The 22983-nt window shown below is 71.0% G+C and carries 21 protein-coding genes and 1 pseudogene; 7 read left to right on the top strand and 15 right to left on the bottom strand.

What is annotated here, in order from left to right; genetic code table 11:
• Positions 1-165: 165 nt before the first annotated feature.
• On the top strand, positions 166-837 hold the full coding sequence (locus ACWEFB_RS25715) for a uridine kinase family protein (protein WP_452289349.1): 672 nt from the start codon (positions 166-168) through the stop codon (positions 835-837).
• A gap of 13 nt (positions 838-850) precedes the next feature.
• Here ACWEFB_RS25715 and ACWEFB_RS25710 read toward each other — a convergent pair whose 3' ends face one another.
• A complete protein-coding gene (locus ACWEFB_RS25710) occupies positions 851-1927 on the bottom strand; it encodes an adenosine deaminase (RefSeq protein ID WP_452289347.1) in 1077 nt (358 codons plus the stop codon).
• A gap of 103 nt (positions 1928-2030) precedes the next feature.
• On the opposite strand from ACWEFB_RS25710, the gene ACWEFB_RS25705 reads away from it, so the two are divergent.
• The gene (locus ACWEFB_RS25705) at positions 2031-2921 is read left to right on the top strand and encodes a putative RNA methyltransferase (protein ID WP_452289345.1); all 891 of its coding nucleotides are present in this window, start codon (positions 2031-2033) and stop codon (positions 2919-2921) included.
• 12 nt (positions 2922-2933) lie between these two features.
• On the opposite strand, the gene ACWEFB_RS25700 is transcribed toward ACWEFB_RS25705, so the two are convergent.
• The 8 genes from ACWEFB_RS25700 to ACWEFB_RS25665 all read right to left on the bottom strand — a co-directional run bounded on the left by ACWEFB_RS25700 (position 2934) and on the right by ACWEFB_RS25665 (position 12820).
• Complete coding sequence (locus ACWEFB_RS25700; RefSeq protein WP_452289501.1) at positions 2934-3560, bottom strand: DUF4272 domain-containing protein; 627 nt, start codon at positions 3558-3560, stop codon at positions 2934-2936.
• Positions 3561-3748: 188 nt separating this feature from the next.
• Positions 3749-5029: a thymidine phosphorylase gene (locus tag ACWEFB_RS25695; protein WP_452289343.1), complete on the bottom strand. Its 1281-nt coding sequence runs from the start codon at positions 5027-5029 to the stop codon at positions 3749-3751.
• A gap of 83 nt (positions 5030-5112) precedes the next feature.
• Positions 5113-5829: a cytidine deaminase gene (locus ACWEFB_RS25690; RefSeq protein ID WP_326563141.1), complete on the bottom strand. Its 717-nt coding sequence runs from the start codon at positions 5827-5829 to the stop codon at positions 5113-5115.
• Positions 5830-5904: 75 nt separating this feature from the next.
• Positions 5905-7185 (bottom strand): ABC transporter permease, encoded by a 1281-nt coding sequence (locus ACWEFB_RS25685; RefSeq protein WP_452289341.1) that lies wholly within the window; start codon positions 7183-7185, stop codon positions 5905-5907.
• A 3-nt stretch (positions 7186-7188) separates the two neighbouring features.
• Entirely contained in the window at positions 7189-8544 is a 1356-nt protein-coding gene (locus ACWEFB_RS25680; RefSeq protein WP_452289339.1) for an ABC transporter permease, read from the bottom strand.
• 22 nt (positions 8545-8566) lie between these two features.
• On the bottom strand, positions 8567-10063 hold the full coding sequence (locus tag ACWEFB_RS25675; RefSeq protein ID WP_452289499.1) for an ABC transporter ATP-binding protein: 1497 nt from the start codon (positions 10061-10063) through the stop codon (positions 8567-8569).
• 352 nt (positions 10064-10415) lie between these two features.
• Positions 10416-11480 (bottom strand): BMP family lipoprotein, encoded by a 1065-nt coding sequence (locus ACWEFB_RS25670; RefSeq protein ID WP_452289497.1) that lies wholly within the window; start codon positions 11478-11480, stop codon positions 10416-10418.
• A gap of 329 nt (positions 11481-11809) precedes the next feature.
• Positions 11810-12820 carry a hypothetical protein gene (locus ACWEFB_RS25665; RefSeq protein ID WP_452289337.1) on the bottom strand — a complete coding sequence of 337 codons (1011 nt, stop codon included), beginning with the start codon at positions 12818-12820 and terminating at the stop codon, positions 11810-11812.
• A gap of 99 nt (positions 12821-12919) precedes the next feature.
• Between ACWEFB_RS25665 and ACWEFB_RS25660 the strand changes: the two genes are divergently transcribed.
• Positions 12920-13525 (top strand): TetR/AcrR family transcriptional regulator, encoded by a 606-nt coding sequence (locus tag ACWEFB_RS25660; RefSeq protein ID WP_452289335.1) that lies wholly within the window; start codon positions 12920-12922, stop codon positions 13523-13525.
• A gap of 96 nt (positions 13526-13621) precedes the next feature.
• Here ACWEFB_RS25660 and ACWEFB_RS25655 read toward each other — a convergent pair whose 3' ends face one another.
• From ACWEFB_RS25655 to trpS, 4 genes are all read right to left on the bottom strand, one after another.
• A complete protein-coding gene (locus ACWEFB_RS25655; protein WP_452289333.1) occupies positions 13622-14062 on the bottom strand; it encodes a hypothetical protein in 441 nt (146 codons plus the stop codon).
• Positions 14063-14377: 315 nt separating this feature from the next.
• On the bottom strand, positions 14378-15268 hold the full coding sequence (locus tag ACWEFB_RS25650) for a YihY/virulence factor BrkB family protein (protein WP_326562509.1): 891 nt from the start codon (positions 15266-15268) through the stop codon (positions 14378-14380).
• An 88-nt stretch (positions 15269-15356) separates the two neighbouring features.
• Positions 15357-15911, bottom strand: coding sequence for a 2'-5' RNA ligase family protein (locus ACWEFB_RS25645; RefSeq protein ID WP_452289331.1), 555 nt, complete (start codon positions 15909-15911; stop codon positions 15357-15359).
• 95 nt (positions 15912-16006) lie between these two features.
• The gene (gene trpS, locus ACWEFB_RS25640; protein WP_326562507.1) at positions 16007-17032 is read right to left on the bottom strand and encodes a tryptophan--tRNA ligase; all 1026 of its coding nucleotides are present in this window, start codon (positions 17030-17032) and stop codon (positions 16007-16009) included.
• 134 nt (positions 17033-17166) lie between these two features.
• Between trpS and ACWEFB_RS25635 the strand changes: the two are divergent.
• Positions 17167-17676 (top strand): annotated as a pseudogene (locus ACWEFB_RS25635) (RNA polymerase sigma factor); the annotation flags it as partial.
• Positions 17677-17785: 109 nt separating this feature from the next.
• Positions 17786-19045: a WD40/YVTN/BNR-like repeat-containing protein gene (locus ACWEFB_RS25630; protein ID WP_452289328.1), complete on the top strand. Its 1260-nt coding sequence runs from the start codon at positions 17786-17788 to the stop codon at positions 19043-19045.
• A 33-nt stretch (positions 19046-19078) separates the two neighbouring features.
• Here the strand turns inward: ACWEFB_RS25630 and ACWEFB_RS25625 are convergent, their stop codons facing one another.
• Positions 19079-20014 (bottom strand): hemolysin family protein, encoded by a 936-nt coding sequence (locus ACWEFB_RS25625; RefSeq protein WP_452289495.1) that lies wholly within the window; start codon positions 20012-20014, stop codon positions 19079-19081.
• Positions 20015-20384: 370 nt separating this feature from the next.
• Between ACWEFB_RS25625 and galE the strand changes: the two genes are divergently transcribed.
• Positions 20385-21374 (top strand): UDP-glucose 4-epimerase GalE, encoded by a 990-nt coding sequence (galE, locus tag ACWEFB_RS25620; protein WP_326562503.1) that lies wholly within the window; start codon positions 20385-20387, stop codon positions 21372-21374.
• Positions 21371-22555 (top strand): galactokinase, encoded by a 1185-nt coding sequence (gene galK, locus ACWEFB_RS25615; RefSeq protein WP_452289326.1) that lies wholly within the window; start codon positions 21371-21373, stop codon positions 22553-22555. The genes galE and galK overlap by 4 nt, the downstream gene beginning before the upstream one ends.
• 59 nt (positions 22556-22614) lie before the next feature.
• On the opposite strand, the gene ACWEFB_RS25610 is transcribed toward galK, so the two are convergent.
• Positions 22615-22983, bottom strand: a 369-nt coding sequence (locus tag ACWEFB_RS25610) for an elongation factor 1-alpha C-terminal domain-related protein (protein ID WP_452289324.1), incomplete at its 5' end; no start/stop codon positions are given.

Below are 22983 nucleotides of genomic sequence, written 5' to 3'. Positions count from 1 at the left end.
GCGTTGCAGCGGGCACCGCCCATCGACCGACCCGGGCGGGTCGGACCTCCGAGATTCCATCACGACACAAGTCAAAGAGAAAGCCCAGGTTGTCCGTCGCGGACCGTGTGATGGGATGTTCATGCAATTTGCTAGCAATCCGTCTGCTGGGAGTAACTCAAAGTAATGAGATCCTCTGTCGGAGTGGTGCTGCTCGCTGGACCTTCGGGCTCCGGAAAGTCGTACATCGCCCGTCGCACCGGGCTTCCCGTGCTCTCCCTCGACGATTTCTACAAGGACGGTGACGACCCTACGCTGCCGCGCCGGGCCGGTCTTGTGGACTGGGAGTCACCACATGCCTGGGACTCCACAGCGGCCGTGGCGGCGATTGCCGCGCTGGTCCGGAACGGCAGTGCCGAAGTGCCGGTTTACGCGATCGGCGCGGACCGGCGGGTGGACAGTCGGACATTCGATCTAGCCGGATCGCCACTCTTTATCGCCGAAGGGATTTTTGCTGCCGAGATAGTACCCGAATGCCGTCGACTCGGGTTGCTCGCCGGAGCGTACACGTTGCGGCGCCCGCGCGGCGCGACGTTCTTTCGCCGGCTGGTACGCGACCTCAGCGAACGGCGTAAGGCACCGGGGCTGCTGGTTCGTCGAGGAATCGCACTCGCCCGCAACGAACCCGTGGTGCTGCGCCGGCAGACCGGTCTCGGCTGCCAGCCGGCCCGCGGCGGTCAGGTCGTCCGGCGGGTGGCCGCCCTGCACCACGCCGCGACCGGCACCGGCACGGTCGCCGACGGCGGCAACGCGTTCGGCACCGGCGCCGCGGTCGGCAACCCCGGGCGTACGGCCTGACCGCCGTACCGGATCAGGGCAGCAACTTGGCGTACGCCGGTTTGATCACCTCGTTGATGATCGCCAATCGCTCGTCGAACGGGATGAACGCGCTCTTCATCGCATTGATCGTGAACCACTGCAGCTCGGCCCAGCCATAACCGAACGCCTCCACCAGCAGGAGCATCTCCCGCGACATCGAGGTACCGCTCATCAACCGGTTGTCGGTGTTGACGGTGGCCCGGAAGCGCAGATCCCGCAGGAGCCCGATAGGGTGCTCCGCGATGGACCGCACCGCACCGGTCTGTACGTTCGACGACGGGCAGAGTTCCAGTGGGATCCGCTTGTCCCGGACGTACGCGGCGAGCCGGCCGAGGACCGGTTCGGTACCCGCGGTGATGTCGTCAACGATCCGTACGCCGTGCCCGAGCCGGTCGGCGCCGCACCACTGGATCGCCTGCCAGATCGACGGCAGGCCGAACGCCTCACCGGCGTGGATGGTGAAGTGGAAGTTCTCCCGCTGGAGGTACTCGAAGGCGTCCAGGTGCCGGGTGGGCGGGAAGCCCGCCTCGGCGCCCGCGATGTCGAAGCCCACCACGCCCTCGTCCCGGAAGCGGACCGCCAACTCGGCGATCTCCTGCGACCGGGCGGCGTGCCGCATCGCGGTGAGCAGGGTGCCGATCCGGATGCTCCGGCCGCCCGCCGCCGCCGCCGCGGCCCCCTCGGCAAAGCCGGCGACGGTCGCCTCGACCACCTCGTCCAGGCTCAGTCCCTGCTCCAGGTGCTGCTCCGGGGCGAACCGGATCTCGGCGTAGACGACCCCGTCGGCGGCCAGGTCCTGCGCGCACTCGGCGGCGACCCGGCGCAGCGCGTCGGCGGTCTGCATCACGGCGACCGTGTGCGCGAACGTCTCCAGGTACCGCTCCAGCGATCCGGAGTCGGCGGCGGTGACGAACCACCGGCCCAGCTCGGTCGGATCGGTGCTGGGCAGCGGGTGCCCGATCGCGTCGGCCAGCTCGATGATGGTCGCCGGCCGCAGCCCGCCGTCCAGGTGGTCGTGCAGGAGCGCCTTGGGTGCCTTGACGATGTCTTCGTATGCGATTGCCACCATGACAAGACCCTAGTGCTCCGCCTGCCGGCGGCATCGGGGACCAGCGGTCGGCGCGTCACGGGGGTGGGCGGCCGATGATCGGGCACCGCCTAGGCTGGCGGGGATGAGTCCCGATCCGTTGCGGTTGTTGCGCTGCCCGCTCTGCGGCCAGCCGCTCGACGCGGTCGACACGGGGACCGCGCGGGCCCTGCGCTGTCCGCGCGGGCACAGCTTCGACCTGGCCCGCCAGGGGTACGTCAACCTGCTCGCCGGCCGCGCCCCGCACACCGGGGACAGCCCGGAGATGGTCACCGCGCGGGCGGAGTTCCTCGGCGCGGGCCACTACGACATGATCTCCGCCGCCCTGGCCGTGGCAGCCGCCGCCGTCATGAGCCCCGCCAGCCGCACCGGGGCCCCGACCGAGAGCACCGGTGGCGCGTACCCGAATCTGGTTGTCGACGCCGGGGCCGGGACCGGATGGCACCTGGCCGCGGTGCTCGACGCGGTCCCGGACGCGGTCGGGCTGGCGCTGGACGTCTCCAAGCCGGCGCTGCGCCGGGCGGCCCGCGCCCATCCCCGGGCGGCGGCGGCGCTCTGCGACACCTGGGCCGGGCTCCCCCTGGCCGACGCGTCCACCGCACTGCTGCTCAACGTCTTCGCCCCGCGCAACGGGCCGGAGTTCCGCCGGGTGCTCCGGCCGGACGGCGCCCTCCTGGTGGTCACCCCGGCCGCCGACCATCTCGCCGAACTGGTCGACCGGCTCGACCTGCTCCGGGTCGACCCGACCAAGTCCGACCGGGTCGCGGGCAGCCTGGCCGGCGAGTTCGACCTGGTCGACCGGAGCCGGCACACCCATCCGATGCGACTGCACCGGCGCGAGGTGGCCACTCTGGTGGGCATGGGGCCGAGTGCCTGGCACGTCGACCCGGCCCGGCTCGCCGCCCGGATCGAGTCGCTGCCGGAACCGGTGACGGTCACCGCCACCGTCGAACTCGGCCACTACCGCCCACGCTGAGGCCGGCGGGGATCAGGTCGACAGGTCGACTTCCTCCCAGCCGGCCGGCGGGTCGTGGTACGGGCCGCGCAGGATCACCGCCCACTCCAGCGCCCACCGGCGCTGACCGATCGCGTTCGCGTCGATCAGGCTCGGGTGTGTCCCGCCGAGCCGCTCCAGCTCCAGGTGTCCCCAGTCGAGGCAGTAGTAGAAGTCGAGCAGGGCGGCGACCTCCACCGCGTCCCTGGGTGCGACCAGGGTCCGCGAACGCCACTGGGCGAACGTCTCCCCCGCCACCAGGTTCGGCAGCAGCTCCGTCAACCGCTCGTCGGTGGGCTCCGACGGGTCGAGGTGCTTGGTCAGCCCGAGCACCCAGGCGAGCGCGAAGGCCGCGTCGTGGTGCAGTACGAACGAGCGGTGGTCGCCCCGGCCGCCCATCACGAACTGCCACTCCGGCGGGGTGACGGTCTCGACCAGGTGCGAGCCGAGCAGCCAGCTCATCCCGGCCTCGGCCGGCATGCCGAAGCAGCGGGCCAGCACGACCTGCAGAACCGCGAGCCGGGCCTCGATCTCGGCCGTCGGCCGCAGTTCCACCTCGTCGCCCGGTTCCCAGACGAGCGGGAACTGGGCAGGTGGCAGCGGGAGCCCGAGGCGGCTCATCTCGTCGAGGTTGGCCGTTCGCACGGCGCGGGGGTCGGGAGCGGGTACGGTCACAGCTTCGTCCCTGCAAGTCTTCAGCGGCTCAGCGCCGGATGGTCCCCCTGGCCAGCGAGAATAGCGGCTGCCGGGCGCCGGCACCATGCCGCCCCGCCGGTCGTACCGGGCGGGCTGACCGAACGGCTCACCGGTCAGCCGATCCGCTCGATGACCAGTGGCGGCCGTACCGGTGCGGCGTCGGTGACGGTGACCGCGGCGGCGGCCGTGGCGAGTGCCGCCGGGATCCGGGAGGCCGTGTCGGCACGCAGCTCGTAGAGGACGTCACCGGCTCGTACTCGGTCACCCGGACGCTTGTGCAGCAGCACGCCCGCGCCGGCGCTGACCGGGTCCTCCTTGCGGGCCCGCCCGGCGCCGAGCTGCCAGGCGGCCACCCCGATGGTGTACGCGTCCACGGTCGACACGTACCCGTCCCGGTCGGCGCGAACCACCTCGGTCTCGTTCGAGACCGGCAGGGGCGCGTCGGGGTCCCCGCCCTGGGCCCGGATCATGGCCCGCCAGGAGTCCATCGCCCGACCGTCGCGCAGTGCCGGCTCGGGGTCGACGCCGGTCAGCCCGGCGGCGTCGAGCATCTCCTGGGCGAGCGCGAGGGTCAGCTCCACCACGTCGGCGGGTCCACCGCCGGCCAGCACCTCGACCGACTCGGTCACCTCGACGGCGTTGCCGACCGCCAGGCCCAGCGGGGTGGACATCTCGGTGAGCAGGGCGACGGTGCGTACGCCGTGCGCGGTGCCGAGTTCGACCATGGTCCGGGCCAGTTCACGGGCGTCGTCGACGGACTTCATGAACGCGCCGCTGCCGACCTTCACGTCGAGCACCAGGGCGCCGGTACCCTCGGCGATCTTCTTGCTCATGATCGAGCTGGCGATCAGCGGGATCGCCTCGACCGTGCCGGTGACGTCGCGCAGGGCGTACAGCTTGCGGTCGGCCGGGGCCAGGTGGTCGCCGGCCGCGCAGATGACCGCGCCGGTGCCGGCGAGTTGGTCGATGAACTCGTCGTTGCTCAGCGCGGCCCGCCAGCCGGGAATCGACTCGAGCTTGTCCAGGGTGCCGCCGGTGTGGCCGAGACCCCGTCCGGAGAGCTGCGGTACGGCGGCACCGCAGGCGGCGACGAGCGGGGTCAACGGCAGCGTGATCTTGTCACCGACGCCACCGGTGGAGTGCTTGTCCACGGTCGGGCGACGTACGCCGGACAGGTCGAGCCGTTCCCCGCTGTTGATCATCGCGGCGGTCCACCGGGCGATCTCCGCCGGGGTCATGCCGCGCAGCAGGATGGCCATGGCGAGCGCCGACATCTGCTCGTCCGCGACCAGCCCCCGGGTGTACGCGTCGACCACCCAGTCGATCTGCCCGTCGCTGAGCACCCCACCGTCCCGCTTGGTCCGGATCACCTCGACCGCACTGAACGTGCTCATGAGCCTTCCACCCTGCCTTGTGAGAGAGATCGATCTGGCCGCACCGGGTTCGGTCCCGCGCGCGGACCAGTTGAGTTGCCGGGTCAGTCGATGTCGGATCCGGGCCAGCGGACGGGGATCTCCATCGGCGGTTCGCCCTCGCCGGCCCAGTAGAGGGTGCCGGCCGCGTCGACCACCACCACCCGGGGCGTACGGGCGTGGCCCCAGGCCACCGCGTCGTCCGGCTTCTCCCAGCTCGGTGCCTCCTCCAGCACTCCGGTGGGCTCGTCACCGCCGTCACCCGCGGACCGCTCCCAGTACCCGGTCCAGACCTGCTGTCCGCCGGAGACGTCCGGGTGGACGAAGACGGTGCCCCGCCCCCGCCAGGCGGCGAGGCGTTCCGGCACGGTCGGCAGCACCGGTGGTGCGACGACCGCTTCCAGGTCCGCCACGTCGAACGCGTGCGGCAGCAGTTCGTCCATCCGCAGCGGCCGGGGGTACGCCTCGACGAGGCAGTCCGGTCCGCCGTGTTCCCAGAGCAGTTGCCGGCACCGGCCGCAGGGCATCAGCGGCTCCCCGGTGGCGTCGACGCAGGAGAGGGCGACCAGCCGGCCCCCGCCGGTGACGTGCAGCGCGGAGATCACCCCGCACTCGGCGCAGAGGGTCACGCCGTACGCGGCGTTCTCCACGTTGCAGCCGACCACCACCCGGCCGTCGTCGACCAGCCCGGCCGCGCCGACCGGGAAGTTCGAATACCGGGCGTACGCGTGCCGCATGGCCTCGGTCGCGGCGGCCCGTAGCTGCACCCAGTCGATCTCCATAGTCACGTCCCCATCCTGCCCCGCCGCTGGTCAGACCCGCCAACCGGCCGGCGCTGCGCGCTTGCGCGTGTCCGATCAGCCCTTGATGTAGGGCTTGCCGTCCGCGGCCGGTGCCCGGACCCGGCCGACCAGCCCGGCGACGGCCAGGATGGTGGCGAGGTACGGCAGCATCGCCAGGAAGTCGCTGGGGATGACGCTGTTGATCGCGCTCAGGTAGGTGCCGAGCTGGTCGGCGAAGCCGAAGAACAGCGCGGCGAGCAGGGCCCCCGTCGGGCTCCACCGGCCGAAGATCAGCGCGGCCAGGGCGATGAACCCCTTACCGCCGATCATGTTCTTGCTGAAGGTGTAGAGCGCCAGGGTGTACGAGGCACCGCCGATCCCGGCGACCGCGCCGGCGAGCAGCACGTTGCGGTAGCGCAGCCGGAGCACCCGTACGCCGAGGGTGTCGGCGGCGGTCGGGTGTTCGCCGACCGACCGGGTACGCAGCCCCCAGCGGGTACGGAACAACCCGAAGTGGATCACCAGCACCAGGACCAGCGCCAGGTAGAGGAAGATGTTGCTCTCGAAGATCGCCGGCCCGATCACCGGGATCTCCGACAGCAGTGGGATCGACCAGTTGCTGAAGTGCGGCGGCTGGTTGTACGTCGCCGCGTCGGTCTGCATCAGCCGCTCGTAGAGGAACCCGGTCAGGCCGACCGCGAGCAGGTTCAGCACGATGCCCATGACCACCTGGTCGACCAGGTAGCGGATGGAGAAGACGGCGAGCAGCAGCGAGATGAACGCGCCGCCGATGGCCGCCGCGACCAGCCCGACCCAGACGCTCCCGGTGAGCGAGCCGAAGAGGGCACCGGCGAAGGCGCCCATCAGCAACTGGCCCTCGATCGCCACGTTGACCACACCGGAGCGTTCGCAGAGCACCCCGGCCAGCGCCCCGAAGATCAGCGGCAGGGCCAGCAGGAAGGTGTTCCGGACGATGTTGACCAGGGGCATGAAGTTCTGCCCCGCCGGGGCGGCCGAGACCTGCCAGCAGAGGAAGGAGAGGACGAAGCCGACCACGCCGATGCCGAGCAGGAGGGTGAACCAGCGCTTGGGCACCCCGAACAGCAGCGCACCACCGGCCGCGGCGGCGATCAGCCCGAACAGGATGGCGCCGGCCGTACCGTTGATCTCCAGTGCGGCACCGGCCGCGTCCTCGCTGAGGGTGAACCGGGCCAGCTCGCCGGTGGCGAGCGCCCCGAACGCGATCGCCGCGGCCAGGCCGAAGACGAGCAGCCCGAGGCCGATCCGCCGGTTACGGGTCCAGAACCCCTGGTGTACGGGGGCCAGAGCGACATCCCCCACTGCCATCGTGGACATCGACTACCAGCCCTTCGCCAGGCTCGTCTGCAATCTGGCGGCTCGCGCGGCGCGGAGCTGGAAGATCGCCTTAATCAGGGCGGGTGCGGCGATGAAGATGACGATCAGCGCCTGCAGCACGGTCACCAGCTCCAGCGAGATCCCGGCGTACGACTGCATCCGATTGCCGCCGGCCTGCAACGCGCCGAACAGCAGCGCGGCGAGCAGGACGCCCCAGGGCTTCACCCGCCCGAGCAGGGCCACCAGGATGCCGTCGAAACCGATCTGTGCCACCACCAGCGGGGTGAGCGCGCTGGCGGTGGAGCCGACCACCATGTTCGCCCCACCGAGTCCGGCCAGCGCCCCGGAGATCACCATGAGCAGCACGTACGTCTTGGTGACGCTAATGCCGGCGGTCCGGGCGGCGTCCGGGTTGGCCCCGACCGCGCGCAGCTCGAAGCCGAACGTGGACCGGTTGAGCAGCCAGGCGACCACCCCGGTGGCGACCACCGCGAGCAGGATCCCGGCGTGCACCCGCAGGTCGCTGCCGAGCAGCCGGGGCAGTTGGGCCGACGAGTCGACCGGGCGGCTGATCGCGTCGGTCCGGTTCGGGTCGTGGACGACCTTCTGCAGGATCACCCAGGAGAGCAGGTAGACGGCGACGTAGTTGAGCATGATCGTGTTGATCACCTCGTGTGCGCCGGTCCGTGCCTTCAGGAAGCCAGGGATGAAGCCCCAGATCGCCCCACCGAGGGCACCGGCGACCAGTGCCACTATCAGGTGGATCACCGGCGGCAGCGGGATCAGGAACCCGGCCAGCGCGGCCACGATCACGCCGAGCGTGGCCTGACCCTGGGCGCCGATGTTGAACAGCCCGCCCCGGAACGCCAGTGCCACCGCCAGCCCGGTGAAGACCAGCGGCGCGGTGTACGTCAGCGTCTCGGAGATCGGCGCGAAGACCAGTTCCCAGCCGTTCGTGCCGTTGATCCAGCCCTGTACGGCCGCCGGGTCGAACACCGCACCCTTGAACAGGTTGGCGTACGCCTCACTGACCACCGACCAGCTCGAGTTCAGCGCGTCCTGCGGGCGGGCGGTGATGTAGCTGTAGGTGTGCAGCACTTCCGGGTCGGAGATGATGATCAGGATCGCGCCGATCACCGTCGCCAGCACGATGGCCAGCACCGTCACCGTGACGGTGTTGGCCGCCCAGAGGTTCTGCAGGAAGCTGCGCAGCAGGACCGGACCACGGCCGGGCGGGGTGGTGGGCTCGTCGCCCGTACCCGGCTTCGGCGGGTCGGCGTTCGCGGCCGCGGATCGCGCGGCCCGCGCCTGGTCCGCCGGATCCTTGTCCGGCGACGCAGCACCAGCTAGCTCGCTCATGCCGACGCCTCGCTCCGCTCGCTCATGACGTTTCCTCGTCCGCAGGGGTGCTACCGGGAGTCGGGGTGGCCGACTCGTCGGTGATCCCGGCCATCAGCAGCCCGATCTCCTCGCGGGGGGTGTCCGGGCCGACGATGCCGAGAATCCGGCCGCGGTACATCACCGCGATCCGGTCGGCCAGGCCGATCACCTCGTCCAACTCGCTGGAGATCAACAATACGGCGGTGCCGATGTCCCGCTCGCGCACTATTCGCTGGTGGATGAACTCGATCGAGCCGACGTCGACGCCCCGGGTCGGTTGCGCGGCGACGAAGAGCTTCAGTGGGCGGGACAGCTCCCGGGCCACGATGACCTTCTGCTGGTTGCCGCCGGAGAGCGTACCGACGGCCGCGTCCGCGCTGGGCGTACGGACGTCGAACTGCTCGATCCGCTCGGCCGCCGACCGGGCGATCTCCTCCGGACGCAGCCGGAGCCCGGCCCCGAACGGCGGCTGGTCGTAGATGTCCAGCACCAGGTTCTCGGCGACGCTGAACTCCTTGACCAACCCGTCGACGCTGCGGTCCTCGGGGACGTAGCCGACCCCGGCCCGGAGCACCTTCTTGGTGGTCCAGCCGTCGATCCGCTGCCCGACCAGGCTCACCGAGCCGGCCAGCACCGGCCGCAGGCCCATGATCGCCTCGACCAGCTCGGTCTGGCCGTTGCCCTGCACCCCGGCGATGCCGAGCACCTCACCGGCCCGCACGGTCAGGTCGACGCCGTCCACCGCCCGGTAGGCGCGCTCGTCGTCGACGACCAGCCCCTCGATCTCCAGGACCGGTTCACCCGGATCGGCGGGACCCTTGTCGACCAGGAGATTGACCGTACGGCCGACCATCTGGGCGGCCAGTTCGTCCTCGCTGGCCTGCGGGCTCGCCGTACCGACGGTCCGGCCGCGCCGGATGACGGTGATCCGGTCGGCGATCGCCTTGACTTCCTTGAGCTTGTGCGTGATGAACACGATCGACTTGCCGGACTCCTTGAGCGCCCGCATCACCGCGAGCAGCTCGTCGGTCTCCTGCGGGGTCAGCACCGCGGTCGGCTCGTCCAGGATCAACAGGTCGACGTCGCGGGTCAGCGCCTTGACGATCTCGACCCGCTGCTGCACGCCGACCGGGAGGTCCTCGATCACCGCGTCCGGGTCCACCCGCAGGTTGTAGCGGGCGGACACCTCGGTTACCAGCTTGCGGGCACGCCGCTTGTCGAGGAACCCGGCGATGCCGCCGCGTACCTGCTCGGCGCCGAGCATGACGTTCTCGGTGACGGTGAAGACCGGCACCAACATGAAGTGCTGGTGCACCATGCCGATCCCGGCACCGATGGCGTCCGCCGGGCCCTTGATCCGCAGTGGGGCGCCATCGACCAGGATCTCGCCCTCGTCGGGTTGGATCAGGCCGTACAGCACGTTCATCAGAGTGGACTTGCCCGCGCCGTTCTCTCCGAGAAGCGCGTGAATCTCTCCGGGCTCTACCGTCAGATCGATGTGGTCGTTGGCGACCAGGTCACCGAACCGCTTGGTGATGCCGCGCAGTTCGAGTCTCAGCGCAACCTCCTGGAGTGCGGGCGATGGTGCAGCCTAGCCGCCATCGGGGCGGGGCGGGAGGGGGAACGGGTCAGCCGTGTCGACCCGTTCGGCCGACGGCTGAGCATGGTACGGCGCCTGCCTGAACGTACGCTCAGGGGCTGTCCGGGCCGGGTGCGGCCGGGCGTGGCGCGACACGGCCGCCCCGGCGTCCGGGGTGCTACCCCGAATGCCGGCGCGGCCGGCTGTCGCTGCTGCTGGGGTGAACCGGCCACCGGAGGTGATGTTCTCACCCCCGACGGCCGGTTCGACGTCACTTCGGCTGGGCCGGGGAGGTGACGGTGATGGTGCCGGCGGCGATGTCCGCCTTCAGCTTGTCGACCTCGGCCTTCAGCTCGGCCGGAACCTTGCTGTCGAAGTCGTGGTACGGGGCCAGCTCGACGCCGTTGTTGGCGAGGGTGCCGGTGAAGCCCGGGTCGTGCGCGAGCTTCTCGCCCTTGGCCGCCTTGGTCACGGCGTCCCGGACGACGTCCGGGATGTTCTTGACCACGGTGGTGACCAGGGCCGGGCAGTTCGGGGTGCTCTCGCAGCCGTCGACGTCGACCCAGATCGCGTTGAACTTGCCACCGGACGCCTGCGCGGCGGCGGTGGTGCCCTGACCGGCGCCACCGGCGACCGGCATGACGATGTCCGCGCCCTGGGCGACCAGGGTGTCGCTGACCTTCTTGCCCTCGTCCTGCTTGACGAAGTCGTTGGTGAACGACCCGTCCTGGGTGGCCTTGTTCCAGCCGAGGACCTGGACCGTCTTGCCCTTGACCTTGTTGTACTGGGCCACACCGTCGGCGAAGCCGTCCATGAAGATGGTCACCGGCGGGATCTTCATGCCGCCGTAGGTGCCCACCTTGCCGGTCTTGCTCATGCCCGCCGCGACGTAGCCGGCGAGGAACGCGGCCTGTGCGGTGTCGAACTGCATCGGGTAGACGTTGCTCTCCGGGAGCTTCGCGTCCACGATGCCGAACTGCTGGTCCGGGTTCGCCTTCGCGATCTTGGAGGTGGCGTCACCCATCAGACCACCGACCGCGAGGATGAAGTCGCAGTCCTGGTTGACGTACTGGGTCAGGTTGGGCTCGTAGTCGGCCTCGGCCTTCGAGGCGACGTACTTGATGTCGATGTTGCTGTCCGCCGCCTTGGCCTCCTGCAGGCCCTTCCAGGCGGAGGTGTTGAACGACTTGTCGTCGATGCCACCAACGTCGGTCACCATGCATGCGTTGTACTTCTTGGCGGCGGTGTCAGTGCCGCCGCTCTCGCTCGGCGCCTCGCCGCAGGCGGCGACGCCCAACGCGAGCCCACCAACCGCGAATACCGAAACGATCCGCATCCCACGCACTGAGCGCAAGACGGTCTCCTTCCCCATGCACACCGACTCGCGGTGGCAGCCCAAAAGCCGGCCTGCACCTTGCACCCGGCGTCCCACGTTAGGACGGGAGCGTACGCCCGCGCCCACCCACCGGCCGACAATCGTGCCCGACTGTTGAGGTGCTGTTACCCTCACGTAACTCTCTCGTGGTCGAAATCACTCTTCGTGCTGGTACGTGATCGGCCACAACCACCTAAACGGACACTAAGGGGAGTTTTCCCTGCTCAGAGCCGTACCGCTGGGTGACTAACCGGAAACGTTTGGCCAAGTTCCGCGTTAATAACAATTCCTCAGGCTACCGAATTCGACACCATTCGGTTCTTCTCCGTGTTGGCGGGGGCGCTTTCGGTGATCGCGATCGCCGCCCGACCGGTCACAGCCAGTAGCAGACCGAGTACGGCGTAACCCGCGAGGATCGACAGCGGTGCGCCCGCGCCCGCCCCGTCGAAGAACGCGGCCGAACGAAGCAGGTCGGCACCGGCACCCACCGGCAACCACTGGCCGAGGTCCCCCCACGGCCGGGGCAGGAGTTCGGGTGCGGCAGCCACCGCGCCGAGCGAGTTGCCGACCAGGAAGAGCAGGAACGCGCCGAGCCCGATCCCGGCCCGACCGAGCAGTGCGCCGAGCCCGGTCACCATGGCCGCGGTCGCCAGCGCGAACAGGCCGATCGCCCCGGCGTTGGACAGGTAGTCGCCGGGCAGCACACCGAGCCAGCCCTGGAGCACGGCCGCGCCGGTCAGGCCGGCCAGCACACCGTACGCCACCAGGCCGGTCAGCCGGGCGGGCCGGTTGGCGGCGAGCAGCGCGAGCAGGGCTCCGGCCAGCACGCTGACCAGCGCGAGTGGCAGGAAACCGGCCGCGAAACCGGTGCCGCGCGGGTCGTCCGGGTCGGCCGGCACCACCTCGACCACCCGTACCGGGGCGCCGCCACCTCGGGCGACCTCGGTGAGCAGGGCGGCCACGGTGGGACTGGCACCGGCGGCGGTGCGCAGGGTCAGCCCGTCCGGGCCGGGGACAAAAACGGCGTACACCTCGCGGTCGCGCAGCGCACGGTCGCCCGCCGCCGGGTCGGGCAGCGTACGCAGGTCGAAGGCACCGGGCTGGGCGGCGGCCAGTCGCGCGGCGAACGCCTCGGCGGCGGGCGCCGGCCCGGCGACCGCGACCGGCAGGTCGCGCGGCGCCAGGTTCGCCGCCGGTGCCGCAAACAGGGGTACGAGCAGCGCCTGCAGAACCACCGCAACGGCGGCGAGCAGGACCGCCACGACGATCGGTGAGCCGAGCCGGTGAGCTGGCTGAGCCATCTCCCTCTCCTTAAAACGAGCGTTCGTTCTCTTTAAACCCAGCGTCCCATCGGGCCGGATCGGTCGTCAAGAACGAACGCTCGTTTTATTGTTTGCGTCATGCCTCGCGTCTCCGACAAACACCTCGCCGCCCGCCGCCAGCAGATCCTCGACGCGGCCAGGCGCTGCTTCCTGCGCAACGGTTTCCACAGCACCTCGATGCAGGATGTGATCAACGAGGCCGGACTCTCGGTCGGTGCCGTGTACCGCTACTTCAGGAGCAAGAACGAGCTGATCACCTCGATCGCCGAAACCGTGATCAACAGTGCCGACCAGCTCTTCGTGGAGATCACCAAGCACGACCCGCCGCTACCCCTGGTCGCGGCGATGGACCGGGCGCTGACCTTCGTCGACGCCCAGACCGGCCCGGACGGCATACTCCGCATCGCCATCCAGGTCTGGGCCGAGTCGCTGCGCGACCCCGCCCTGGCGGAGTTCGTCAACGAGAAGTACACCGGGTTCCGCAACCACTTCGTGGCCCTCGCCGAGCGGGCCCGCGACACCGGTGAGCTGCCGTCGGATGCCGATCCCGAGGCCATGGGGGCGGCCCTGTTCGGGCTGATCCCCGGCTACTTCCTCCAGCGGATCCTGGCCGACGGTCCGGACCGGGCAACCTACCTCGCGGGCGTACGGGCCCTGCTGGCGGCGACACCGGTGCGGGGCTGACCCGCCCAGGGGTTCGAACCGCCGCCGGCCGGGTATGCCGGCGTCAACCTGGTCGTCCGTTGTGCCCCGCGCCGACGGGCGACTGGGGTTATTCCGTCAGCCGCTCAGGTTGCCCAGCTTGTCGGCGATCCGGGCCATCCCCGCCCGCAGGTCCTCCGGACTCGGCGCCGGTCGCGCCTCGGCGTGCTGCTGCACCGTCTCCGGGCCGGGTTCGTCTTCGAGCAGGTCCTCGTAGTCGCCGTAGATGTCGGCGTCCTCGGTCTGGACCGCGTCGTCCTCGGCCGCGATCCGGGACGCCGCGATCTCACCGCGGATCTCGTCCGCGCTGAGCCGGGGCAGCAAGGGTTCGACCACCGCCATCAGATCCTCGTCGGCCACCACCGACTCGGCCAGGGCGAGGGCGTGCGGTCGCTCGTACGGGCCGCAGACCACCGGCTCCCACTCGTCGTCGTCGCCCAACGGGCCGAACGTGATGATCCACGGCAGATCGTGGATCGGCGAGTCGTCCGGCAGTTCCAGCGTCACTAGTGCGCCCACGCGAATCATCATGGCGGCCGATTGACCGTCTGGTAGGCATTTGCCCGAATTGCCCTAGGTCAGGGTGGCGATCATCCCGACGAGTCGGGACGGGATATTGGCCCGGCGGTCGCCTCAGCTCAGGCAGCGACAACCGCCGGGGGCCCATCGGTGACGCGTACCGAGAACCGGTCGACGACAGGCATCGGCCCAGCTCACGCGATGATCGCGAACACCGGGACAGCATGCCATCAAGTGGATCTTCGTTACAAGAGGCTGCGACAATCTCACTCACCGTATAGGTGGGTGGCGATGGGCCGAGAGAGCCGCCGAGGCTCAGCGGGGCGGACCAGGTGGCAGCGGGTCGTCCGCCGCCAGGTCGATCACCCGACCCCGTCGACTGGTCGCCGCCAACGCCGCACCGAACAGCAGCAACTGGTTCAACAGGTACAGGTAGACCAGGAGGCCGACCGTACCGGCGACGGCGGTGTACGCCAGGTTCCGCTCGAACCGGATCACGTAGTAGCGACCCACCGAGTTCAGCAGGGTCACCCCCAGCGCCACCAGCAGCACCGGCGAGAACAGCCGGCGCGGGGTTATCCGCAGCCGGGGCACCGCCAACATCAGCGCCGTGGCCAGCACCATGTTGATCACCACGGCCAGCAACCAACTGGTGATCGAGACCAGGATCGAGTGCGAACCGAACACCATCCGGAACAGCGACTGCAGGGTGTCCACCGCGCCGACCGAGATGCCCAGCAGCAGGAACACCCCGAGGACGACCACCAGGTCGATCAGTTGCCGGATCACCACGTACCCGGGCTGCTGGTTGAGCCGGTAGATCAGGCGCTGCGACGAACGGATCGCCTCCACCCAACCGACCCCGGTGATCACCAGCAGGACCAGGCCGATGATGCCGACCCGACGGGCACCCTGCTGGATCTGCTCCGGGTCGAGGAACGGCAGGTTCTGCCGGAAGAAGTGCTCCGCTCCGGAACTGACCTGGGCGCTCTCACCCAGGATCGTGCCGAAGATCCAGTACGCGACCAGGCCGAGGGCGAACACCGCGAAGAAGCCGTAGTACGCGATCCCGGCGGCGAGCCGTCCACCGAGCACCTCGACGTAACGCCCGACCGCGCGGCAGAAGTGGTCGAACACCGGCGACCGGTCACGCCACGCCTGCACCCGCCGCTCGGCGCGCGACACCACCCGATCCAGGACGTTCACGCCGTCATCCTCGCCGATCCGGCGGCTTTCGGCGCGTCGGGCGCGCAACGAGACCGGCCCGTACGCCCAACGCGGGTCCGCACGGGCCTCAGCCGCCCAGCAGGTAGTCCCGACGCGGCTGCCAGCGCGCCGCACCACTGTGCGAGAAGAGGGTGAACTTCCGTACCTCGAACCGGGCGGAGAAGCCGGCCAGGTCCTCGTACACCCGGTCCAACGCCTCCGCGGCGACGTCGTGCGCCACCGTCACGTGCGGGTGGTACGGAAAACGGGTGTCCCGGACCAGCCCCGGCGCACCGTTAATCGCCTCGGCCAGCAGCTCGCACTCGCTGATCCCGGCCGCCACCGCGACGAAGACCACCTCGGTGATCGGCCGGAACGTGCCGGTCCCCCGCAGGTGCAGGGTGTACGGCTCGTGGTCGGCGGCCACCTTGTCCAGGTGTGCCTCCACCGCCGGCAGGTAGTCCAACGGGATCTCGGTCGGCCCGAGCAGGGTCAGGTGCGCCGGCACGTACGCCGCCTGCGGGTCACCCGCCTCGGCCCGGCGCCGGGTGAGCACGTCACCCCACGGTTGCGGGATGTCCACCGCGACCCCGATCCGGGTCGAGGTGCCCCCGGTCTGCTGCGACCCGTCCGTCCGAACCACGCTCCGCTCTGCCCACCGGCCGGCGAGACACGCCGGCCGACCCTCAACGTCGCCGGGTCGTCCCGGTCCGGATCTGGCCGGTGCCGCCCCGCCGGTCAGTCATTGCGCGCCGCCGGCAGGAACCCCACCCGGTCGTACGCGGCGGCCAGGGTGGTCGAGGCGACCGCACGGGCCTTCTCCGCACCGATCGCCAGCAGCTTGTCCAACTGGGCCGGGTCGTCCAGGTAGGCCCGGGTACGTTCCTGGATCGGGGTGACGAACTCGGTCACCACCGCGGCCAGGTCCTTCTTCAGGTCCCCGTACCCCTTGCCGTCGTACGCCGAGACCAGGTCCTCGATGCCGCGGCCGGTGAGGGCCGCGTAGATGGTGAGCAGGTTCGAGACGCCCGGCTTCTGTTCCTGGTCGAAGAGGACCTCGCGGCCGGTGTCGGTGACCGCCGACCTGATCTTCTTGGCCGACTTGGCCGGGTCGTCCAGCAGCTCGATCAGACCGGCCGGCGACGACGCCGACTTGGACATCTTCGCGGTCGGGTCCTGGAGGTCGACGATCTTCGCGGTGTCCCGCACGATGTACGCCGCCGGCACCGTGAAGGTCGGCCCGAACAGGGTGTTGAACCGCTGCGCCAGGTCCCGGGTCAGCTCCAGGTGCTGGCGCTGGTCCTCGCCCACCGGCACCGCGTCCGCCTGGTAGAGCAGGATGTCCGCCGCCTGCAGGATCGGGTACGTGAACAGCCCGACGCTGGAGCGGTCCGCGCCCTGCTTGGCGGACTTGTCCTTGAACTGGGTCATCCGGCTGGCCTCACCGAACCCGGTGATGCAGCTCAGCACCCAGGCGAGTTGGGCGTGCTCCGGCACCTGGGACTGGACGAACAGGGTGCACCGCTCCGGGTCCAACCCCACCGCGAGCAACTGTGCCGCCGCGACCCGGGTGCGCTGACGCAGCACCACCGGGTCGTGCCCGGCGGTGATCGCGTGCAGGTCGACCACGCAGTAGAAGGTGTCGTGCGTCTCCTGCATTGCCACCCAGTTGCGGACCGCACCGAGGTAGTTGCCCAGGTGGAACGAGTCGGCGGTCGGCTGGATGCCGGAAAGCACTCTGGGGCGGGCAGGAACGTCGGGCATGCCGGCAATTCTGACAGCAAGCCCGGACCCGCGTCATGACGGGCCTATGCCAACCCGGCCCGACCTCCACCGACTCGGGAACCCGGACCGCTCGCGGGGACTCGTACGCTGAGGATCTGAAGGGTGGCGATCGGGTGCGCGACCAGGACGGCCGTGGGTCCACCACGGCGGACGAGGCGATCGGCGAGCTGTACCACGCCTGCTACCGGCGGCTCGTCGCGCAGGTCTACGCGTTCACCGCCGACCTCGCCGAGGCGCAGGACGTGGTCCAGGAGGCGTTCGCCCGGGCCCTGTCCCGGCCGCGCGGGCTGACCGACGTCGACAACCCGGAGGCGTGGCTGCGTACCGTCGCGATCAACGTCGTCCGCCGACGCTGGCGCCGCCGGCAACTGCTCGACACCATCCTGCGCCGGGACCGCCCGATCCTCCGGCTGGTCGAGGCGGCGCCCGGACCGGAGCGGGCCGACCTGCGCGAGGCGCTGGCCGGGCTCCCGGTCGGCTACCGGGAGGTCCTGGTCCTGCACTACTTCGCCGACCTGCCGGTCGACGAGATCGCCGGACTGCTCGGGGTGGCGGTGGGCACGGTCAAGTCGCGGCTGCATCGCGGCCGGGCCGCGCTCGCCGCCCGACTCGGCGACTACGGCGAATCCCTCGGCGGGCCTCCCGAAACAACCCCGGCCCAGCCGACCCCCGCCGGCACCACCGACGCGACCCCCGCCCAACCGCCCCGTGCCGGCACGACCGAGGTGACCCATGCCTGAGCCCGAAGCCCGTACCCCCCTCGACGCCCACCTGGCGCGCGGGCGGACCGACCTGCTGGACCGGATCGAACAGCCGCCGCTGGCCCGGATCCGGCACCGGGCGGCCCGGCGTCGGCGGCGTGGGCGCGGCGCGGCCGGCGGCGCGCTGGCGGCCCTGGCGGTCACCGGCACCCTGCTTCTGCAACCGTGGACCCCGGCGGCCGACGAACCGCCACCGGTGGCGCAGGCACCGCCCGGCGGGCCGGTCTACACCGACGACGGGATCACCATCAACGGCCTCAACGGCCCGGTGACCAGCGTTCCCGGCACGATCACCGACATCGAGTTCACCGATCCCGACCATGGCTACCTGCTCTCCGAGTGCGTCGACGTCGAGCCGTGCCCGGCCAGCGTGGCCCGGACCGAGGACGGCGGCGGGAACTGGCAGGTGACCGAGCTGCCCGGTGCCACCCGTGGCCGGACCGGGATGGACCTGCTCGCCTTCCCCGACGGGCGGCTGGCGGTCACCGGGGACACCGCGTACACCTCGGTCGACGGGGGGCGTACCTGGCGGGTCGGCACGCCGGCCGGCACCGCAGCCGTTGGCGGGTTCCAACCCGGCGACCGGCTGCGCGGCCAGGCGCCGGGCGGCTCCCCGGACGGCGACTGCGGCGAGACCGTACGGGTCTGGCGGGCCGACCCGCTCGCCGACGTGGGCAGCCTCCCCGTCAACGGGATCGGGGTCTGCTGGGTGGCGACCGACGCCACCGCCGACGGGGGCTGGTGGATCGGCGGAACCCGGGACGGGCACCCGGTCGCGGCGGTGACCCGGGACGGGGGCGCGACCTGGACCGAAACCCCGCTCGACACCCCGGACGGCAGGCCCGGCACGGTACGGGTCGGTGTCCTCGGCAACCGGGTGTACGCGGTGGTCCTCGGCCCCGCCGGTGAGCTGCGCGGCGTGTTCCAATCGACGGACGGGGGCGGGAACTTCACCCGTACCTCGGCCGGGGTGCCGGCGGGCGGACCGGACCGGATGACCGGTGACCCGGTGCCGCTCCTCGACGGTCGGCTGCTGCTCTCCGGCGCCGACAACGGGTGGTACGTCAGCACCGACGACGGCCGCAGCTTCGGCCGGGCCACCGGGAACCTGCCCGAGGTGGGTCGACTGGCGCGTACCGACGCCGGATACGTCGCGTACGACCTGTTCGTCAACGGTTGGGTGGCGTACTCGGCGGACGGCTCGACCTGGCGCAAGCTCCAGATCCGCTGACCCGGCTCCGCGCCTTCCCGGCCGGCACGGATCTCAGGCGGTACGGACGGGTGACTCGTCCGGCGGGGTCGACCGGGGCGCCCGGCGCTGCTCCAGCAGACGGGCCGGGGAGATGCCGATCCGGGCCACCCGTCGACCGTCCAGGGCGAGCACCCGCAGCACCCAGCCGTGGCCGGACCCGACCCGGTCGGTTCCGTCGTCACCGTCCGGGGTCGCCGGGCCCGGGCCGAGGTTACGGAGGGCTGTGCCGGCACCGGTCGCCTCGACCGGTACCGGGATCTCGTCACCCGGTGCCGGGAGCCGTCCGAGTGCGGCCATCACGAACCCGCCCACCGTCTCGTACGGGCCGTCGGGCAGGGCGAACCCGGCCCGCTCGGCGAAGTCGGCCAGGTTGAGCCGGCCGTCGACCACCGCCGGTGCCCCGGCGAGGACCGGCTCGGGTACGGCGTCGTACTCGTCGTGGATCTCGCCGACCAGCTCCTCGATCAGGTCTTCGAGGGTGACGATGCCGGCGGTGCCGCCGTACTCGTCGACCACCACGGCCAGGTGCTGCCCCTCCCGGCGCATCTCGGTCAGGGCGGCGAGCACCCGTTTGCTGCCGGGGAGCTGCTTGACCTCCCGGGTCAGCTCGCGGATCGTGGCCCGCCCGTCGTCCTCCGGGTGGAGCAGCACGTCGCGCAGGTGCACAAAGCCGATCACGTCGTCGTGCGGCAGGTCGACCACCGGGTACCGGGTGTGGGTCTCCGCCCGGACCAGCCTGGCCGCCTCTTCGAGGGTGAGCCGGGCGTTGAGGAAGACCACCTCGGTGCGCGGCATCATCACCTCGCGGACCAGGCTCGCCCCGGCCACCAGGACCTCGTCGATGATCCGGCGTTCCACCGGGTCGAGCAGGTCGTTCGCGGCGACCAGGTCGCGCAGTTCGGCCTCGCTGATTCGTTCCCGGCCGGAGATCGGGCTGGCCCCGAGCATCCCGGTGACCAGGCGGGTCGCCGCGTCGGCGGCGCGCACCACCACCCTGGCCAGTCCCCGGGCGACCGGGCCGGGTTGTCGAACAGGACGCCCCGGCGGTCTGCGCCGGGGCCCGGTACTGCCGGATACCCGCATGTCAGAAATGGTAGACACCGGACGCGTACGGGGTGGGGACACGCCAGCGCCGACCCCGGTGTTCGAGTCTGTTGGATAATGGTGGAACCTGATAACAGTGGACAGGCCCGGACCGCGGTGGGACAGCGTCGGTTCGGCGACGTCGGGCAACGCCCGTAATCTGTCCCGCACACCCCCCGGGGTCCTCGCGTGCGCGGCGCACACACCCCGGCGGGCCAGGCAGGGAGGGCACCACGTGAAACTGCTCGTCACCGGCGGCGCGGGCTACATCGGCAGCATCGTCACCCGGCTCCTGATCGACGCCGGGCACCAGGTGGTCGTCCTGGACGACCTGCGTACCGGCCACGTCGAGGCGCTCGCCCCGGAGGCGACCTTCGTCCAGGCCCGGATCCACGACGCCGCCCAGGTGCTCACCCCGGACGCCGGTTTCGACGGGGTGCTGCACTTCGCCGCCCTGATCGCCGCCGGTGAGTCGATGGTCCGACCGGAGATCTACTGGGAGAACAACACCGTCGGCTCGCTCGCGCTGATCGACGCCGTACGCGCGGCCGGTGTGCCCCGGTTCGTCTTCTCCTCCACCGCCGCGGTCTACGGCAACCCGACCGAGCTGCCGATCACCGAGCAGGCCACCAAGGCGCCGACCAACACGTACGGTGCCACCAAGCTCGCCGTCGACATGGCCCTCACCTCCGAGGCGATCGCACACCAGCTCGGCGCGGTGTCGCTGCGCTACTTCAACGTGGCCGGCGCGTACATCCGCCCCGACCGGGCGCTCGGCGAGCGGCACGACCCGGAGAGCCACCTGATCCCGATCGCGCTGGACGTCGTCGCCGGTCGCCGGGAGAAGCTGCAACTCTTCGGCGACGACTACCCGACCGTCGACGGCACCTGCGTACGCGACTACATCCACGTCGAGGACCTGGCCCGCGCCCACCTGCTCGCGCTGGACGCGGCGACTCCGGGCGAGCACCGGGTCTACAACCTCGGCAACGGCAACGGCTTCTCCAACCGTCAGGTGGTCGAGGTGGTCCGCGAGGTCACCGGCCACCCGCTGCCGGTGGAGATGGCCCCACGCCGGGAGGGCGACCCGGCCGCCCTGGTCGCCTCCTCCGAGCGGGCCCGGACCGAACTCGGCTGGGTGCCGGCGAAGCCGACCCTGGCCGACATGGTCACCGACGCGTGGAGCTTCTACCGCGCGCACATCCTCGCCGAGCCGGTCGAATGAGCCGGGTCGACCAGCGCGACGTCGCAGCCGGGGTCGCCGCCCGCGCCACCGACGGCTTCACCTCCGGGTACGGCGACCAGCCCGCCGGCGCATGGGCCGCACCCGGTCGGGTGAACCTGATCGGTGAGCACACCGACTACAACGACGGCTTCGTGCTGCCGTTCGCCCTGCCGCAGCAGACGGTCGTGGCCGTCACGCCCCGCCCGGAGCCGGGTTGGACGGTCTGGTCGGAGCAGTCCGGTGAGCGGATCGACTTCGACCTCGACGACGTGACCGAACCCGGCCGGGTCACCGGCTGGGGCGCGTACGTCGCCGGGGTGGTCTGGGCGCTGCGCGACGCCGGTTTCGACGTACCGGGAGCCAGGCTGGCGATCGCCTCCGACGTACCGCTGGGGGCGGGGCTCTCCTCGTCGGCCGCGCTGGAGTCGGCGGTGCTCACCGCCCTGGCCGACCTCGGCGGGCTGGACCTGCCGGTGGACGACCGGCCGGCGCTGGCCCAGCGGGCGGAGAACGTCTACGCCGGCATGCCCTGCGGGATCATGGACCAGTCCGCGTCGATCCGGTGCCGGGACGGGCACGCGCTCTTCCTGGACTGCCGGTCGCTCGAGGTCGAGCAGATCCCGTTCGACCTCGACGCGGCCGGGCTGGCGGTCCTCGTGGTGGACAGCCGGGCCCCGCACCGGCACGTCACCGGCGAGTACGCGGCCCGCCGGGCGGCCTGCGAGGCGGCGGCAACCGCACTCGGTGTGCCTGCCCTGCGGGACGTCACGGTCGACGGGCTGGACGGGACGCTCGCCCGCCTCGACGACCCGGTGGTACGGCGTCGGGTCCGCCACGTGGTCACCGAGAACCAGCGGGTCCTGGAGACGGTGGCCCTGCTGCGCGCCGGTCGGGTACGCGAGATCGGTCCCCTGCTGACCGCCTCGCACGCGTCGATGCGGAACGACTTCGAGATCACCGTTCCGGAGATCGACACCGCCGTCGAGGCCGCCCTGTCCGCCGGTGCGTACGGCGCCCGGATGACCGGCGGCGGTTTCGGCGGCTGCGTACTGGCCCTGGTCGACGCCGACCGGGTCGAAGCGGTAACCACCGCCGTCACGGAGGCGTACGCCGCCCGGGGTTTCACCCCACCCCGCACCTTCCCCGCCATCCCCGCCCCCGGCGCCCACCGCCTCGGCTGAAATGCGAGCAGGGGCCCTTCCTGTCGCCAGCGCGACGAGAAGGGCCCCTTGCCTACGCGTCAGGCCGTGTCGACGATCATGCCGGCGGCGACGGTGCGGTTGGTGGTCTCGTCGATGAGGATGAAACCGCCGGTGGTGCGGTTGCGGCGGTACTCGTCGGCGAGGAGCGGGACGGTCGTACGCAGCCGGACCCGCCCGATTTCGTTGAGTCCGAGTTCGGTGGCGGTCTCGTCGCGGTGCAGGGAGTTCACGTCGAGCCGGTAGTGCAGTTCGCGGATGACGGTTCGGGCGGTACGGGTGGTGTGTTTGATGGCGTACTTGGCGCCGGGGCGCAGCGGGGTGCTCTCGTCCATCCAGCAGATCATCGCCTCGATGTCCTGGGCGACGGCGGGGGCGTTGTTCGGCCGGCAGATCATGTCGCCGCGGGA

Source organism: Micromonospora sp. NPDC004704 (assembly GCF_053601675.1).
This window is presented reverse-complemented; position numbering and strand designations above follow the sequence as displayed.

Excerpts from the sequence above, each read along its gene's own strand:
- ACWEFB_RS25700 (WP_452289501.1), bottom strand. The coding sequence starts at position 3,560 with ATGAGCCGCCTCGGGCTCCCGCTGCCACCTGCCCAGTTCCCGCTCGTC.
- ACWEFB_RS25695 (WP_452289343.1), bottom strand. The coding sequence starts at position 5,029 with ATGAGCACGTTCAGTGCGGTCGAGGTGATCCGGACCAAGCGGGACGGT.
- ACWEFB_RS25710 (WP_452289347.1), bottom strand. The coding sequence starts at position 1,927 with ATGGTGGCAATCGCATACGAAGACATCGTCAAGGCACCCAAGGCGCTC.
- ACWEFB_RS25630 (WP_452289328.1), top strand. The coding sequence starts at position 17,786 with ATGCCTGAGCCCGAAGCCCGTACCCCCCTCGACGCCCACCTGGCGCGC.
- galK (WP_452289326.1), top strand. The coding sequence starts at position 21,371 with ATGAGCCGGGTCGACCAGCGCGACGTCGCAGCCGGGGTCGCCGCCCGC.
- ACWEFB_RS25685 (WP_452289341.1), bottom strand. The coding sequence starts at position 7,185 with ATGTCCACGATGGCAGTGGGGGATGTCGCTCTGGCCCCCGTACACCAG.
- ACWEFB_RS25680 (WP_452289339.1), bottom strand. The coding sequence starts at position 8,544 with ATGAGCGAGCTAGCTGGTGCTGCGTCGCCGGACAAGGATCCGGCGGAC.
- ACWEFB_RS25705 (WP_452289345.1), top strand. The coding sequence starts at position 2,031 with ATGAGTCCCGATCCGTTGCGGTTGTTGCGCTGCCCGCTCTGCGGCCAG.
- ACWEFB_RS25625 (WP_452289495.1), bottom strand. The coding sequence starts at position 20,014 with ATGCTCGGGGCCAGCCCGATCTCCGGCCGGGAACGAATCAGCGAGGCC.
- trpS (WP_326562507.1), bottom strand. The coding sequence starts at position 17,032 with ATGCCCGACGTTCCTGCCCGCCCCAGAGTGCTTTCCGGCATCCAGCCG.
- ACWEFB_RS25715 (WP_452289349.1), top strand. The coding sequence starts at position 166 with ATGAGATCCTCTGTCGGAGTGGTGCTGCTCGCTGGACCTTCGGGCTCC.
- ACWEFB_RS25690 (WP_326563141.1), bottom strand. The coding sequence starts at position 5,829 with ATGGAGATCGACTGGGTGCAGCTACGGGCCGCCGCGACCGAGGCCATG.
- ACWEFB_RS25670 (WP_452289497.1), bottom strand. The coding sequence starts at position 11,480 with ATGCGGATCGTTTCGGTATTCGCGGTTGGTGGGCTCGCGTTGGGCGTC.
- ACWEFB_RS25665 (WP_452289337.1), bottom strand. The coding sequence starts at position 12,820 with ATGGCTCAGCCAGCTCACCGGCTCGGCTCACCGATCGTCGTGGCGGTC.
- ACWEFB_RS25660 (WP_452289335.1), top strand. The coding sequence starts at position 12,920 with ATGCCTCGCGTCTCCGACAAACACCTCGCCGCCCGCCGCCAGCAGATC.